The 15617-nt window shown below is 55.8% G+C and carries 10 protein-coding genes and 1 tRNA gene; 4 read left to right on the top strand and 7 right to left on the bottom strand.

Translation table 11 applies throughout. The annotated features are described in order from the left end of the window. The first annotated feature begins 23 nt into the window (after positions 1–23). Positions 24–2189, top strand: coding sequence for an eCIS core domain-containing protein (locus IEW12_RS28830; RefSeq protein WP_229751068.1), 2166 nt, complete (start codon positions 24–26; stop codon positions 2187–2189). 232 nt (positions 2190–2421) lie between these two features. On the opposite strand, the gene IEW12_RS12445 is transcribed toward IEW12_RS28830, so the two are convergent. Beyond that, positions 2422–2508 (bottom strand) — tRNA-Leu (locus IEW12_RS12445). Positions 2509–2645: 137 nt separating this feature from the next. Between IEW12_RS12445 and IEW12_RS12440 the strand changes: the two genes are divergently transcribed. Further along, the gene (locus tag IEW12_RS12440; protein WP_188566820.1) at positions 2646–4607 is read left to right on the top strand and encodes an APC family permease; all 1962 of its coding nucleotides are present in this window, start codon (positions 2646–2648) and stop codon (positions 4605–4607) included. Positions 4608–4819: 212 nt separating this feature from the next. Here IEW12_RS12440 and IEW12_RS12435 read toward each other — a convergent pair whose 3' ends face one another. The 5 genes from IEW12_RS12435 to IEW12_RS12415 all read right to left on the bottom strand — a co-directional run bounded on the left by IEW12_RS12435 (position 4820) and on the right by IEW12_RS12415 (position 12628). Continuing rightward, the gene (locus IEW12_RS12435; RefSeq protein WP_188566348.1) at positions 4820–6169 is read right to left on the bottom strand and encodes an extracellular solute-binding protein; all 1350 of its coding nucleotides are present in this window, start codon (positions 6167–6169) and stop codon (positions 4820–4822) included. An 11-nt stretch (positions 6170–6180) separates the two neighbouring features. After that, on the bottom strand, positions 6181–8955 hold the full coding sequence (locus IEW12_RS12430; protein ID WP_188566347.1) for a bifunctional diguanylate cyclase/phosphodiesterase: 2775 nt from the start codon (positions 8953–8955) through the stop codon (positions 6181–6183). Positions 8956–8972: 17 nt separating this feature from the next. Then, positions 8973–10430 (bottom strand): MATE family efflux transporter, encoded by a 1458-nt coding sequence (locus tag IEW12_RS12425; RefSeq protein ID WP_188566346.1) that lies wholly within the window; start codon positions 10428–10430, stop codon positions 8973–8975. After that, a complete protein-coding gene (locus IEW12_RS12420; protein WP_188566345.1) occupies positions 10427–12172 on the bottom strand; it encodes an ArnT family glycosyltransferase in 1746 nt (581 codons plus the stop codon). The genes IEW12_RS12425 and IEW12_RS12420 overlap by 4 nt, the downstream gene beginning before the upstream one ends. 189 nt (positions 12173–12361) lie before the next feature. After that, positions 12362–12628, bottom strand: coding sequence for a type B 50S ribosomal protein L31 (locus IEW12_RS12415; protein ID WP_188566344.1), 267 nt, complete (start codon positions 12626–12628; stop codon positions 12362–12364). A 285-nt stretch (positions 12629–12913) separates the two neighbouring features. Between IEW12_RS12415 and IEW12_RS12410 the strand changes: the two genes are divergently transcribed. Then, positions 12914–13546 (top strand): trimeric intracellular cation channel family protein, encoded by a 633-nt coding sequence (locus tag IEW12_RS12410; protein ID WP_229751067.1) that lies wholly within the window; start codon positions 12914–12916, stop codon positions 13544–13546. Positions 13547–13673: 127 nt separating this feature from the next. Continuing rightward, the gene (locus IEW12_RS12405) at positions 13674–14111 is read left to right on the top strand and encodes a hypothetical protein (RefSeq protein WP_188566343.1); all 438 of its coding nucleotides are present in this window, start codon (positions 13674–13676) and stop codon (positions 14109–14111) included. Between the two features lie 106 nt (positions 14112–14217). Here IEW12_RS12405 and rho read toward each other — a convergent pair whose 3' ends face one another. Then, the gene (gene rho / locus IEW12_RS12400) at positions 14218–15480 is read right to left on the bottom strand and encodes a transcription termination factor Rho (RefSeq protein ID WP_188566342.1); all 1263 of its coding nucleotides are present in this window, start codon (positions 15478–15480) and stop codon (positions 14218–14220) included. Positions 15481–15617 lie beyond the last annotated feature (137 nt).

The following is a 15617-nucleotide window of genomic DNA, read 5'->3' as shown; positions in this document are numbered from 1 at the left end:
TTCTTTCTTAGGAATTCGCCGCCATGAAAACGCATCTAGCTGGGCAGTCCGAATCAAGGCAGGTCGGGAATGCATCCATGTCCCCAAGTTTGCAGAAAGCTGAGCAAGCGCATGTTGTTGATGCTCGCCCGGAAGCACTGATGCAAAGAAAGCTTCAGGAAGCTGCCGACACCAGCGTACAAGCAGGCCAGCTTCTAGCCATGTCTGCGGTGATGAATAGCAGCTCGCGATCTTCGCAACTGCAGTCCCAGGCACAGCACTCCAGCAGCAGAAATTTTCAAAATGCCGCAATGCCGGCGCAAAGGAAGATACCGCTTATTGACTCTCAAGAAGCGGCACAACGGGTCGAGCAGGAAGAGCCGCTGCAAGCCAAATTTGACACAGTGCAAAGAGAAGAAGACGAAGAGCTTGTGCAAGCCAGATCTGCCGAGCAGGGCGCAACGCAACTAGCAGAAAAAACCAACGATACTGGCTTGCCCAATCAGCTCAAAACAGGCATCGAATCGCTCTCCGGCATGAGTATGGACCATGTCAAGGTGCACTACAACTCGAATAATCCTGCACAGTTGAATGCACATGCGTACGCACAAGGCAGTGAAATCCATGTCGCGCCCGGGCAGGAGCAACATCTTCCGCATGAGGCCTGGCATGTAGTGCAGCAGGCCCAGGGCAGGGTGAGGCCGACTATGCAAATGAAGACCGGGATACCGGTGAATGACGATGTGGGCTTGGAGGCTGAGGCGGATGTGATGGGGGCAAAGGCGCTTTCTCATAGCATGCAATTCGCCCGCAAGTTCACTACCGGTAAAAAATCCGATTACGCTGAAACTAGGAACCCCGCAGCGACGATGCCGGCCGAGGTTCCGATCCAATATTTAAACGGCCAGAGAAAAACTCTGCAACGCAGAGTCGCGGACCCAACTGGCTTGTCAACAGCAACACCTGCGGTCGTTGACGGCGCTCGCCGTGCATTAATCGAGACGATATTCGATCTCAAAGCTATCCCGGATCGCCAACAGTGGGTGACCGATAGCCTGCAAATTGATGGCGATCGTCCAACTATCAGCGATCTGGTTGCGCACTTGTCGGTAACTAACCTCACTACCAAAATCAATCTGATCCGGGTGCAATATCCCGATCAGCGTTTTGATTCATCAGGTTTTGATGTTAAGCCAGTGACAGCGTCTGCCGCAGACCTCTATATACAAGCGCTTATAACTGCGACTGCTGCAAAAATGAATGCTGCCGCGTCGAACCAGGCAGCGTTAGAAACCGTATTTGGTGATGGCACCCTGGGGTCAACCGACTCTGTGGATGCGGCAGCTACTGCTGCGGGGAAAATTACAACGGCACGCACAAAATTACTCACTTTTTCCAATATTTTTATAGATTCTGGAGGAGTTGCGCAACGAGTAGGAATTGGTGGGTATGCCAACTTTGGGGCAAAAATTTTTCTCCTAGTGCAGGATGTTACTCAAATTCCTCCCTTACCGTCCGCAGTCGCTACTTTGTTTCACGAGACCATGCATTTGGCTCACTCTGAAATTAAGGACGATGGTGGATATACTACTTCCGGCCTTTCGTTTGCGCAACGCAGCATTCCTGCCAAATTAAAAAATGCAGACCACTATGCTGAAATTGCCAGAATCATAGATGTAACTTCCACGCATGTTGGACCTTTTACACCGGTTGACGGCGGCGGAGGTGGGTTTGTCGGAACGAATCCCAATGATACGAAGGCGACAATGCGAGTGCGAGAAAATGTACAACATCGAGGAAGGCAGCTTTGGTCTGGCGCGGCGGATTTGTTTCAGAAAGCAGTAAGTATTAAACGGAGCGGATATGGATTAGGAAGTTCAGATACTTCAGAAAAATTGCATATGACATATCACAATACTCCCTGGTTTAAACGTCCAGATTTCAATGAGGTTGATCTGTCCCTCGCCGAAGGAACAGTTAACCGGCTGAATCGATTTACTAAAGATGTAAATAGTTACGTCAATAATGCAGGTGACACCCAATTTAACTATATCAATCAGCGTTACGGGCTTGCTCCCGGGGTTGGTGCGGCAAAAGAACAGGCGGCAGGAAAAACCGTGCTGGTAGATTTAGGAAATGATTCGGACATTTTGGCGCCACAGGATAAACAGCCATCCGTGAGTGAATACTTCCAGGCGGTTTCTCGCTGATTGTTCGATAAATTTGAATACAGAGCTGGCCGGCATGAGGAAGCCCAACTTTTGTGAACCCGTTAGATTTTGGTATATTTTTAACTTTATTTGACTGCACCGCGTGGCATTTTAGATGCGGGTGCATGATAGCGGGGGGGCTAGTTTGTCGGAAACGCCAGTTTTGCGGAAGAAAAACAAAAAGGCCCTCGTGTCCGAGAGCCTGATGTTGGTGCTAATTTACTAAATTATTTGGTGCCGAGAGCCGGAATCGAACCGGCACGCTGTCTCCAGCGCGGGATTTTGAGTCCCGTGCGTCTACCTATTCCGCCATCTCGGCAACGCAGACAGCTATTATGACGTAACAAAAAGAAATTTGCAAGTGCCCGGCCGGGTTGTTTGTGAATTCAGCTAGGTCTATCATTCTGCTTCTGGATATCGCATAGGATCATGATGGCCGCGTGGCTGTCACCCGACATGAAAAAAAGAAAAATAAAAGAACTGGTATTGGGCAAGGCGCTGGACCCGATGCAAAGCGATACCCGCCATTCGATGGCGCTGGTGGCTTTCCTGGCCTGGGTAGGGCTGGGGGCGGATGGCCTGTCCTCGTCGGCTTACGGTCCGGAAGAAACTTTCCGCGCGCTCGGTGCGCATGCGCACCTCGGCCTGTATATGGCGATTGCGACGGCGGTCACGGTGTTCATCATCGCGCTGGCGTATAACCAGGTCATCGAACTATTTCCTACCGGCGGCGGCGGTTACCGCGTGGCGACCAAATTGGTTGGCCCGTATATGGGGTTGATCTCAGGCTGTGCGCTGATACTCGATTATGTATTGACGATTTCGATTTCGGTTGCGTCCGGCGTGGATGCGATCGCATCCTTCCTACCGCTGGCCTTCCAGGATTACAAATTGTGGGCCGAGGCTTTTTTCATCGGCGTGCTGATCATCCTCAACCTGCGCGGCCTGAAAGAGGCAATCAAGATCCTGTTGCCGATTTTCCTCGGCTTTGTCGCCACGCATTTTGTGCTGATCGTATACGGTGTGTTTGCGCATGCCTCCAATCTGCCGGAACTGGTGCCGTCCACCCTGGCAGAAACCGGCGAGCTGGCCAAGAACATAGGCTGGACCGGCGTCGCTGCGATGCTGCTGCTGGCTTACTCGCAGGGCGGCGGTACCTATACCGGCCTGGAAGCCGTGTCCAATAACGTCAATATCCTGGCGGAACCGCGCGTGCGCACCGGCAAGGTCACCATGCTGTATATGGCGCTGTCACTGGCGTTTACCGCTGGCGGCATCATCCTGCTGTATCTGTTGTGGAATGCGCAGCCGGTGCCCGGTGAAACGCTGAACGCGACCACCTTTAAGAGCATCATCGCGCACATGGGCCTGGGCGGCCCGCTGGTCAACAGCAGCCTGCTGGTGATCGTGCTGGCGTTTGAAGCCGGCCTGTTGTTTGTGGCTGCCAATACCGGTTTTCTGGGTGGGCCTGCAGTGCTGTCGAATATGGCGGGCGACTCCTGGGTGCCGCATAAATTCCGCTATCTGTCCACGCGGCTGGTGACGCAAAACGGCATCCTGGTGCTGGGGCTGGCAGCGCTGGCCATCCTGTTCTGGACCCGTGGCAGCGTGACCTTGCTGGTCGTGCTGTATTCCATCTCGGTGTTCCTGACCTTTGCCATTTCCCTGTGCGGCCTGTGCCTGTACTGGTGGCGCAAACGCAAGAAGCTGCAGCACTGGCGCCGGCGTTTTCTGCTGTCGCTGACCGGCTTCATTATCTGCGCCGGCATCCTGGCCATACTGCTGGCAGAGCGCTTTACCGAGGGCGGCTGGGCAACGATTGCCATCATCGCCGTGATCGCCAGCGGCTGCATCTATGTGCGCAAGCACTACCGCGATACCAAGAAAGCGATCCGCTCGGTCGATTCAGTCTTCGCCAGCCAGCCCATGGGTCATCACGTCGGCCCGGTAGAGCCGGACCCCAGCAAGCAAACCGCAGTTTTCATCGTGGGCAATTCACGCGGCGGCGGCTTGCATGCGCTGTTGTGGGTATTGCGGATGTTCCCGGACCACTTCAAGAATTTTATCTTCATCAATGCCAGGACCGTGGATTCGCACGCGTATGGCGGCGAGGGCGCGCTGGAGCAGATGCGCACCGAAGCCGATGCAACGCTGAAGTACTTCGTCGATTTTTGCCATAGCCATAATATGGCCTCGGCTTCCTACCTGAGCTTCGGCACCGATGTCGTCAATGAAGTCACTGATCTGTGCGAAGAGGTCAGCGAAGATTATCCGAACGCGATTTTCTTCACCAGCAAGCTGGTCTTTGAAACCGACAACTGGTTCACCCGTCTGCTGCACAATCAGGCTGCGCTAGCGATACAGCGGCGCTTGCATTTCGAGGGTTTGCAGATGGTGATTTTGCCGATGAAGGTGTAGAGGGCGGGCCATTGCGCTTGGCATTTTTGCGAGGGGTGTGGAAAACGTAGGGTGTGATAGCGCAGAGTATCGCACCGTTTTGCACTATTTCAATCTACAAGAAAATGTCTTTGCGTTACGCTTTCCCGTATGTCGATATCCCGTTTTATGGCGACCATTCGGTGCGATACGCTGCGCTATCACACCCTACAATGCGCCAACTGTCGATGTCGCTAGCGGTAACGCCCACTCTTGCGCATCAATTCCGCAATCCTGTCCTGCGCTTGCTCCAGCGCGGCGGCCGGAGTGATGATGCCGGCTACAGCATCATGCAGCAGCGTACCGAGTATCTGTTCGTCGATCACCGCCCATTCCGGAATGATGGGGCGCCAGTTGGGATTGGCGTATTCCAGTTGCTTGCTCAGTACTGAATATTCCGGATAGATGATTTGCAGTTCCACGTCGCGCATGGTGCTGGTGCGTATTGGGATGCCGCCTTTGCGGGCGATGGTCTTGTCCATCTGGCGTGTAGTCAGCCAACTGAGCAATTCCATGGCGGCCGACGGGCAGGGCGCATTCTTTGGCAGCGCCAGCGCAAATCCGCCGGTCTCGGATGAGTAGACCGTGCCCCTGGGATGCAGGGCATAGGCGACCTTGTCCTGCACCAGCGATTTGACCTGATCATTCACCAGCGACAGGATGTTGCTGGAATCCAGATACATGGCTGCATCGCCGCAGATGAAGGCATTGCACATATCCGAGTAGCTGTTGCCCAGTATGCCGCCGCTGCTGGTGGCATGGATGGTCTTCAGCACTTCTATCGCCTTGATGCCGGCTAGGCCATGCACCTGGCAATGTCCGCGGCTATCGAATACCTCGCCGCCAAAGGAGTTGAAGTGCAGCAGCCACGCATGCGTGATGTGGTGGCCGCGCTGGCCCCGGCTGCAGAGCGGTTGCATGCCGGGCTCGCTTTTTTTCAGTGCGCCCAGCAGGGGTAATAGCTCGTCATAACTGGCCGGCGGTTTCAGCCCGTGTTTGCGGAAGATGTCGGTGCGGTAGGCCAGGATGCTGGTTTCCGAACCAGCAGGCAAAGCGTACAGGCGCGCAGACCGCCCCTGCAGATAGCCTCTTGGGCCGCCTACCTTGCCGGCCACCGTCAGGTAGGCGGGCACGATGTCGTCCTGGTCTTCCAGCTTCAGGCGGCCGGCCAGTTGTTCCTTGCCCAGGTCGGCCAGCATATTCTGCGAAACATATTCGGTTTTCCAGGCTGCCAGCATGGCGATCAGGTCGTACCTGCCCTTGGCCGGTTTCAGTTCTTTTAGCTGGAGCTTGCGCATTTCCAGATAGGGCACGACGTCCACTTCTATGCGTATGCCGGTGCTATCCGAGAATTTTTTCAGCAGGGTTTTCAGCAGGTCGAAGTAAGGCAGTTCGGGGAACATCAGCCTGAGCGTCTTGCCTGTTTCGGCAGAGTGCGCTGACGGCGTTGCCAGTGCCTGCGGCATTGCGAGTGCCGCCAGTGAGCTTGCCAGGATCTGCCGGCGCCGGATAGATAAGGGAGTTCGTTGTTTGAAAGCATTCATGCTGCTGTCAGCTACGGTGCTAAGGCAGTTTCATCTTCAAACTGCGGCAGCAATTCTTCGATGGCAGATGCCGGCAAGGCGGTGGAGCGCAGCCAGCCCTGGTACATGTCGCAGCCTATGATACCCAGCGAGGTCAGTTGCTCATCGGTCTCTACGCCTTCCGCAATCACCTGCATGCCGAAGTCATGGCCCAGCGTGGATATGGCCTTCACGATGGCCTGGTCCTTGCTGTTGTTGGTATGCCCTTTGACAAAGCGCTGGTCGATCTTGATCCTTTGTACCGGGAAATCGCGCAGATAAGTCAGAGATGCATAGCCGGTGCCGAAGTCATCGATGCTGATGCCGACGCCATAGGCATTCAATTGCTCCAGGCAGGTTTTGGCTACGTCGGTATCCTGCATGATCATGGTTTCGGTGACTTCGATTTCCAGCCGGTGAGGATCGATGCCTGCATCTTCGATGGTCTTGATGACGAAGTCGACAAAGCCGGTCTGGAAGAATTGCAGGCTGGAGACATTTACGCCCACCACAAAATCATCCGGCAAATTCCATTTGGCGATGGTCTTGCAGACGTCGATCAGGATCTGGTTGCCTATCTGTATGATTAGGCCAGACTCTTCCGCCACCTTGATGAAATCCTTGGCGGCCACCATGCCGCGCTTGGCGTGCTTCCAGCGCAGCAGCGTCTCTACGCCGCACAGGCGATGCGAGCTGACGCGGAACTGCGGCTGGAAGTAGGGCACCAGCGTGCCATCCGTCATCGCCACACGCAGTTCGCGCTCCAGGCTGGTTTGTTTTTCCAGCGCTTCGGCAATGTCGGTGGAGAATATGGTGTACTTGTTCTTGCCTTTTTCCTTGCTGTGGTACATCGCAATGTCTGCCTGCTTCATCAGCACGTCGGCATCGGGCTCGCCGCTGTCGGCGATGGCAACGCCTATGCTGGTAGTCAGGTAATAGGTGTGTTGGCCGAGCTTCATCGGTGCGCAGACCAGGGACAGGATGCGGTCCGCGATGGCGCGTATATCCTTGTCGCTGTCCAGCTCATCCACCAGTATCACAAATTCATCGCCGCCCAGGCGGGCGATGAAGTCGCGTGTCTTGACTGCACTGCGCAGGCGCTGTGCGATTTCTATCAAGACCTGGTCGCCGACATCATGGCCGACCGAATCATTAATGAACTTGAAGCGGTCCAGGTCCAGGAACAGCAGCGCCAGCTTGCTCTTTTGCGCGCGCGATCCGCTCAAGGCCTGTTCTGTGGCGATGCGCAGGCTGGCGCGGTTGGCCAGGCCCGTCAACGCATCCTGATAGGCGAGCTGCTTGATCTTTTGTTCGGACAGGTATTTCTCGGTAACATCCATCGCAATTACGCGCAGCGTGAAGCCGGTTTCCGTGCCGCTGGAGTCGATGATCAGGTTCAGCCATGCCGGACCGGGCGCGCTGATCTGCACGATCAGGTGGGTGTGCAGCGAGGTCTCGAACGCCGCCGCCACGATGTCGCTGAAGATGATCGCATCTTCCGCTTCCATGTGCGCGAGGATCTGCGTGAAATAGTCGGTCTTGCGGGTCACGGGCAGGCCGAACAGTTCCAGGATATTCCCGGTTTGCGCACTGATCCTGTGGTCGGGCGTCAACTGGAAGCTGCCCATCTTGGCGAGCCGCTGGGTTTCCAGCAAGGAGTCTTCACTGTGGTGCAGGGCCTTGGTCATGTCCTTGGCCAGCCTGTGTGCGATCTTGCCCGTCCTGACAGTCACATACACAAAGCCGGTAGCGAATGCGGTAAACAGTGAGCCTATGAACAGGATGAACCAGATCGCATCGGTCTCGGCCAGGCCGTCGCTGCTCAGCATGTCATAGCGCACCGTCCATTTTTGTCCGGGCACTGTCAGCGGCAATTCAAAGCTGCTGACCTGGGTGCCGAAGATGCTGCCGGCATGCAGTAGTCCATTCGCGGCTGTTGGTGCTGGAGTGGCAGCTTTTTGACCGGCAAGCGTAATTGTCACAGGCTTGGCGCCGAGATCGCTGCCGAGAACCTGGATTTTCTGCAGTTGCAGGTTCGATCCGGCAAACAGGCTGGGCAGCAATTTGTCGATGGAAATGACAGTCGTAAATACGCCGCTGAAGGCGATCCGCCTTTGTGCTTCGGTGCGTACCGGCAGCCCGGTTTCATACACCGGCATGGAGATGACGATATTGTTCCCCGGTAGCAGCGGCGGGACATTGCTCAGTACAAAAGAAGACGCCAGACCGCTGTCGCGCAGGCGCCGGCTGCCTTCGGGAAAACCTTTTTCCAGGTTCAGGCCGTGTGCGCTTTGCAGTTTTTGCCGCGGTTCCAGATACAGCGCTACCAGCGCATCTTCTCCGGCTACCTTGTCCAGGATGTGGAAACCCGGATAGCCGCGCACATCAACCGAGGTATCGGTGCGGACGAAGGCCTCAAACAAAGGCATGTCCTTGGGGCTGACCCGCTTGGAAAATAATTTGGCCACCAGCCAGGGCTGGTTCTCTATCTTGGCAAAGGAGTGGAAGGTATAGCGGTCGAAATTGGGCGAGATGTGATACAGGCTGGCGAAGGATTCCAGGCGCGATACCTCATGCTCCAGTTCATTCTGCAAGCTGGCATGATGCTGGAACACGCTCTCCTGCAGGCGCCTCTGCACGTTTTCCCTGCTGACTTGCAGCGATAGCCAGCACAGCCCGGCAGTTACCGACAGGCAGACGATTGCCGTCAGCAAGGCCGATGGTATGGCCTTGATGCTGAAGAAGCTGAATCCGCGTATCTGTATCATGTTTAGCCTGATTCGCCTTATGCCTGTGGGAGTGCGTGTGGCGAGGTATTGCCGGTCTCGTCGGCGCCGGCATTGAACCTGGCCTGCACGGTACGCAGATACAGGAACAGACCCAGGCCCACCAGCGCAATGCTGCAGCTATTGGCCATCCAGAAACCTGAGGCGCCCCTGAAGACAGCCGGGCTGATGTGCCAGGGATCAAGACCCAGCACATAGCCGCCGCCCAGGCCCACGCCCCACAGCGCAAGCGCATAGATGATGGTCGGCACTACCGCGATCTTGTAGGCGCGCAGCACGAAAGCAACAGTTACCTGTATCGCGTCGAAAAACTGGTAGCAGGAGATGAACAGGAATAGCGGCAGCGCTGCCGCAATGATGATCTCGTTGGAAGTGTAGGCATGCAGGATCAGGTGCCGCGCAAACCAGATGGTGATGCCGACCGGAATGGCCAGCATGGCCGCCAGCGCAATGCCGGCATTGCCTATGCGTTGCGCGCTGTGGTGCTGGCCGGCGCCTATCGCTTGCGCGACCAGCGTACCGGTGGCGCTGGCGATGGCCAGCGGCATCATATACAGGATGGTGCCCAGGTTGGCGGTCAGTTGATGGCCGGAGACGGCGATCTCTCCCAGGCGGGCGATAAACAGCGCCATGAAGGCAAAGGCGGTGACTTCGATCAGGTAGCTCAGCCCCATGGGGATGCCCAGCTTGAGCAGGGAGGCCAGCACGGCCCGCTGCGGCATTACAAAGCCGGTGCCGAACAGACCGAACATGCGGTAGAACTTGACCTGGCGCAGTATCAACCAGGCGGTTGCCAGCATTAACCAGGAGATCACTGTTGTGGCGACGGCACAGCCCGGGCCGCCCATGGCCGGAATGCCGAAGCCGCCAAAGATGAACAGTTTATTCAAGGGAAATTTCAGCATCAGCGCCGCGATCTGTATCGCCATCACCATCTTGGGCCGGCCCACGGCATTGTTCAGTGCGCCATAGATGCGAAAGCCCATCGTGGCCGGTAAGGCCAGCGCCAGTACCTGCAGGTACATCTCTGCTTTTTTGTTCAATTCGGGGGCTGCCTGTGCGATGGACAGCAGGCCTTGCGGAAACAGCAGCACCAGGCAGCCTATGCAGGACAGGAACAGGCCCAGCCACACGCCTTGCTTGACCTCGGCGCCGATCTGCTTGTATTGCTGCGCGCCGAATAGTTGGCCGACAACGGGAGAGATCGCTTGCAAGACGCCGTTCAGGCCGACGAAGATGCTGACATAAATCGCAATACCGATGGACAGCGCTGCCAGGTCGGTGGCTGAAAAGCGCGAAGTCATCGCAGTGTCGATCACGCCATTGCCGACCACGGCCAACTGGCCCACCAGCATGGGCCAGGCCAGTGCGGCGATGCGCCGCAGGTTAACGCTGCTTATGCCGGTGGCGCTCAGAATAGAGCGGCCGGAGGCATTATTCGCCCCGCCTTCGCTCATGGCTGCTTACGCATGTACAGAGTGAAGCTTTCATCCTTGTCATAGGCGCGGCGGCCTTGCCAGATGCGTTCCCATGGACCGCGGTAGTTACGGTCTTCCGGCGTCATTTCCTTGGCACTCTTTTCTTGCAGGCTGCGGCTGTCTTGCAGCAGCAGCAGGTCGCAGTGCTGGTCCAGGAAGCCGGAAAAACGCAGTTCGCCGAAGTACGCGAACGATGCGCGCTGAGCCGGATCGACATTGCTATCTATGCAGTTATATGATTTGTGCGTACTCAGCTCGATTTGCCGGGCGATGTCTTGCGCCACTCTTGCATAGGTAATGCGGTGGTTGATCAGCGGCAGGCACAGACTCATCAGCAGCAGCCAGGACAGGATGACGCCGCCAGTGGACAACACAACCGCGCGCCACAGTACGGAAGGCTGGCGCGAGATACGCCAGTACACCAGACGGAACCAGGCCACGCTGACAGCCAGCGCGAGGATGAAGGTGAAGATGTTGAATTCAGGCGTAAAGCCGGGAGCCCAGCTCAGCACTTTTTTCGATACGCCTGCGGGCCAGCCTGTCATCATCGCCAGCCAGGCAAACCAGATGATGGCGGCAAAGCCCGTCATCACCATGACGGCGAACCAGTCCACCGCATTGATCGCGCTGCGCTTCATGGTCGGCAGGCCGAAAGCGGCCAGCATCGCCAGCGGCGGCAGGATAGGCAAGAGTATGCTTTGCTCCGGGTAGTGGTTCATCAGCGCCAGCGCCGTGACGCAGACAACGTAGGTCACTGGCAAGGCGATGTGCAAAGCCTTTTCCTGCTTACGCCAGGCGAAGATGGCCCAGGCCGCAAACGGCCAGGCCGGCCAGGCAAACCAGATGCCGTAGCGGAAGAAATAGATGGCGCTGTCCAGGTTGGGCATGTCGATCTGGCGCGTATTCCATTGCATCCATGCAGCAAACGGGGAGCTGCTGAAAGGGTGGATGATATTGATCGCAAATACCCAGGCTGCGGTAACCAGTACCGCTGCCGGCAAGCTGATGCCGAGCAGGATGCGGTGGTATTTTTGTTTCAGGTAGACCGACAGGATGGACAAGCAGATGATCAGCGCCAGCGGCAAGACCCAGCCGCGCGTCAGCGCCATCAGGCCCAGGCAAATGCCCAGCCTCAGGCCGACGCGCTTGGCGGGAGCGTCCAGCAGGCGCACGCCCAGGTACAGCGAATAGGCCACCAGCGAAATATGCAGCGACTCGGCATTGGTTTCATGGCTGGGCAGCAGCAAGCCCAGGCAGCCCAGGTAAATCAGCAAGGCGCCATCGGCCAAGGTGCGGCCGAAATCGCGCGGCTCAGGCTGTCCGCCGAAAGCCAGCTTCAGCGGCTGTGCCTCAGTGCGGCGCCCCAGCAGATAGGTGGAGTACCAGACCGAGACCGAGCCCAGCAGGAAAAAGCAGGCAGTGGAAAGGCGGGCCGCCGTCGCGTCGCCCACCAGCCAGCCGAACAGCTTGATGCACAGCGCACCTAGCCAGAAAGCCAAAGGCCCCTCTTGCGGCATCGGCAGGCCGACGATATGCGGCCACAGCCAGTCTTGCAGGCCGCCGTGCGCCATGGTCCACATGACGCCGAAGCTGGAGGCGTCATCGCCTTTCCATGGGTCGCGTCCTAGCAGGCCAGGCAATATATACAGCAGGCACAATGCAAAAATGACCCAGCGCGGGAGTGCGATTGTCGCAGCAGCAGGAAGGCGAACTGGCTTCATATCTCTCAGTACAGGGAGCGGAGGAGGTAATTGTTATTCGATTTATTGCTTATTTTTACTAACAACGCGCAAGCGCGTCTGCCAAGCTCACATTACGGCAACGAAATTTCTGTATGGAAATTATGACGCGCGTAAGCAAAAAAGGCAGCCTCAGCTGCCTTTTTCCAACAACACAGATGCAAGGGCTGATTAGCCTGCAATGGAAGTTTTGGAACCAACAGTACCGAATTTTTTACGGAACTTGTCAACGCGACCAGCGGTGTCGACGATTTTGTGTTTACCAGTGTAGAAAGGGTGGGATTCTGCAGAAACCTCAATCTTCACCAGTGGGTATTCTTTACCTTCGTGTTCGATTTTTTCACGTGTCTGGATAGTAGAACGTGTTACGAATTTGAAATCATTGGATACGTCGTGGAACAGAACTTCACGATAGTTTGGGTGGATACCGTCTCTCATGCTTGCCTCAAATAGTTTTGGTAGCCAATCATCACTTCGGCGGTCGACTTGCCTCTTGACCCGATTGTTGATCACTTGCCGGTTAAAAAATGCTACGTGGCCTTATGCCAGCCGAAGATTATACAATAAAATCATACGTTTGCGCCATTGTGGCAATGGCCTGAAGCAATAGCTTGTTGCAAAATAAGCCGCAAAATCCGCAAAAATAATGTCATTTACATCATTAATTTGATGATATTTGACAAAAGAAAAACATATTTACCAAAACAATAACAAGGAAAAATAATGGCAATTCCCATCCGTTTTGAGATGAGCACCTTATTGCATGTCGTGGAGGTCGGTGGCATCGTGGCCTTTGCACTGTCCGGCTTTATCGAGGCGCGCATGAAGAAAATGGATGCAGTCGGCGTCTTCACCGTCGCGTTTATCACCGCCTTTGGCGGCGGCACCCTGCGCGACCTGCTGCTGGACCGGCGGCCGCTGTTCTGGGTCGAGCACCAGGAATACCCGATACTGGTCTTCGTGCTGGCGCTGGGAGCTACGCCGTTCCTGCGCCACCTGCGTTCCAATGCAACCGAAAAAGCGATCATCTATGCCGATGCACTGGGCCTTGGCCTGTTCAGCGTCGGCGGCGCATCGCTGGCGCTGGAAAGCGAGATGCCCCTGTTCGTCTGCGCGATGATGGGCGTGATAACCGGTATCTTCGGCGGCGTCCTGCGCGACGTGATCTGCAATGAGATCCCGCTGGTATTCCGCCGCGGCCAGCTCTACGCCACTTGTTCTTTCATGGGGTGCTGGGCTTATCTGGCCCTGAACATGATGAAGGCCAGTGAAACGATGGCGGTAGTGACCGGCATCCTAATCACCTTTATCTTGCGCATGCTGGCGATTCGGTTTGACTGGAAGCTGCCGGGGTAAGTTTCGGAGAGAGGCGGGAGGTGGGGAATAATTCAAATAAATTGCTACTATGTTATTCTATTCATGCAACATTTGATGTATTTCTCTCTGCGCCTTTGCACTTGTGTCCTTAGATAGGAACTGAAGAATGAAAGCATTATTCACCGCCTGCCTGATTGCTTCCACCCTGGCTGTGCCGGCTTTTGCTGTTGAGGAACCTGGGCCTGAGCGGGCCATTGCCATGGCGGCGCGGGCTGCACCGGCGCCGGTGAGGGGTGTGTTCGAGATGGATATCAAGTCGGTAGGGCATAGCGCTGGCATTACCTATCTCAATTCCGAGGACGATTATCAGAATCAGCGCAATCTCGCGATCGAACTGCCGGCGTCGGTGGAGGCAGAGTTAAAGCGCATGCTGGAGGTGGGCGATCTGGATGCCGCACTCAAGGGGCGTCACATCCGGGTGAATGGGCCTGTGATGCGGGTTGAAATCCATACCTATCTGGACGATGGCACGGTGTCTGACAAGTTCTATTATCAAACCCATCTGTTTGTGAGCAACACAGACCAGATACGCTTCATCCGCTAGATTCTGCAAGCGCTGTTTTGCCGGCGCGTTTTGTTTGTGATCATGGAATAAAAAAAGGGCACCCGGTCTACACCGCGTGCCCTTTTGTACGGCAGGCCAAATAAATTTAGCCGCCGCGGCGCATCATCTCAAAGAACTCTGCATTGTTCTTGGTCGCCTTCATCTTGTCGAGGATGAACTCCATCGCTTCGATCTCATCCATGTTGTACAGCAGTTTGCGTAAGATCCAGATCTTTTGCAGCTGGTCCGGCTTGATCAGCAATTCTTCGCGGCGTGTGCCGGATTTGTTCAGGTTGATCGCAGGGTAGGTGCGTTTTTCGGCCAGACGGCGTTCCAGATGAACTTCCATATTGCCGGTACCTTTGAATTCTTCAAAGATCACGTCATCCATGCGGCTGCCGGTTTCGATCAGCGCAGTAGCGATGATGGTCAGTGAGCCGCCTTCTTCGATGTTACGCGCAGCGCCGAAGAAACGTTTCGGGCGTTGCAGCGCATTGGCGTCCACACCACCGGTCAATACCTTGCCGGAAGCAGGGATCACGGTATTGTAGGCGCGGGCCAGACGGGTAATGGAATCCAGCAGGATCACCACGTCTTTTTTCATTTCTACCAGACGCTTGGCTTTTTCCAGCACCATCTCGGCCACTTGCACGTGGCGGGTTGCCGGTTCGTCGAAAGTGGAGGCAACCACTTCGCCGCGCACCGAACGCTGCATCTCGGTCACTTCTTCCGGACGTTCGTCGATCAGTAAAACGATCAGCGTGATGTCCGGGTGGTTGGTGGTAATCGCGTGCGCAATGTGCTGCAGCATCACGGACTTACCGGATTTTGGCGACGCTACCAGCAAGCCGCGCTGGCCTTTGCCGATAGGGGCGATCAAATCGATGATACGGCCGGTCGTGTTCTCTTCGCCGCGCATATCGCGCTCAAGCTGCAAAGGCTTGTTAGGGTGCAGCGGCGTCAGGTTTTCAAACAGGATGCGGTGTTTCGATGCCTCTGGAGACTCACCATTGACCTTATCAACTTTCACCAGTGCGAAATAGCGCTCGCCGTCTTTCGGTGTGCGAACTTCGCCTTCGATGGAATCGCCAGTATGCAGGTTGAAACGGCGGATCTGCGACGGGGAGATATAGATATCATCCGTAGAGGCCATATAGCTGGCGTCCGGGGAGCGCAGGAAGCCGAAGCCGTCCGGCAAGACCTCAAGGGCGCCATCGCCGAAGATCTGTTCGCCGGATTTGGCGCGTTTTTTCAGGATAGCGAACATCAATTCCTGTTTGCGCATCCTGGCTGCATTGTCGATGTCCAGTCCAATCGCCATTTCTAGCAAGGCTGAGACGTGTAACGCCTTTAGTTCTGATAAGTGCATGTATGAGTGTCCCGAGATGGGATAGATAGGTGGGGGAGTGAACTACGAGGTGTAGATTATTATAGTCTCTGGCACACAGGCCAGAAAGGGTATTTAAACGTTCTTTATAGTAGTACTAGGTGATGCTAGTGAAATAC

Origin of the sequence: Parundibacterium terreum, from assembly GCF_014636315.1 — a bacterium.
Lineage (GTDB): Bacteria > Pseudomonadota > Gammaproteobacteria > Burkholderiales > Burkholderiaceae_D > Undibacterium > Undibacterium terreum.
Note: the sequence above shows the minus strand (reverse complement) of the source record. Positions and strands in the feature narration are given on the sequence as shown.

What these genes read in the sequence shown, in the direction of transcription:
- IEW12_RS28830 (WP_229751068.1), top strand. Translation starts at nt 24, where the DNA reads ATGAAAACGCATCTAGCTGGGCAGTCCGAATCAAGGCAGGTCGGGAAT.
- IEW12_RS12440 (WP_188566820.1), top strand. Translation starts at nt 2,646, where the DNA reads ATGAAAAAAAGAAAAATAAAAGAACTGGTATTGGGCAAGGCGCTGGAC.
- IEW12_RS12435 (WP_188566348.1), bottom strand. Translation starts at nt 6,169, where the DNA reads ATGAATGCTTTCAAACAACGAACTCCCTTATCTATCCGGCGCCGGCAG.
- IEW12_RS12430 (WP_188566347.1), bottom strand. Translation starts at nt 8,955, where the DNA reads ATGATACAGATACGCGGATTCAGCTTCTTCAGCATCAAGGCCATACCA.
- IEW12_RS12425 (WP_188566346.1), bottom strand. Translation starts at nt 10,430, where the DNA reads ATGAGCGAAGGCGGGGCGAATAATGCCTCCGGCCGCTCTATTCTGAGC.
- IEW12_RS12420 (WP_188566345.1), bottom strand. Translation starts at nt 12,172, where the DNA reads ATGAAGCCAGTTCGCCTTCCTGCTGCTGCGACAATCGCACTCCCGCGC.
- IEW12_RS12415 (WP_188566344.1), bottom strand. Translation starts at nt 12,628, where the DNA reads ATGAGAGACGGTATCCACCCAAACTATCGTGAAGTTCTGTTCCACGAC.
- IEW12_RS12410 (WP_229751067.1), top strand. Translation starts at nt 12,914, where the DNA reads ATGGCAATTCCCATCCGTTTTGAGATGAGCACCTTATTGCATGTCGTG.
- IEW12_RS12405 (WP_188566343.1), top strand. Translation starts at nt 13,674, where the DNA reads ATGAAAGCATTATTCACCGCCTGCCTGATTGCTTCCACCCTGGCTGTG.
- rho (WP_188566342.1), bottom strand. Translation starts at nt 15,480, where the DNA reads ATGCACTTATCAGAACTAAAGGCGTTACACGTCTCAGCCTTGCTAGAA.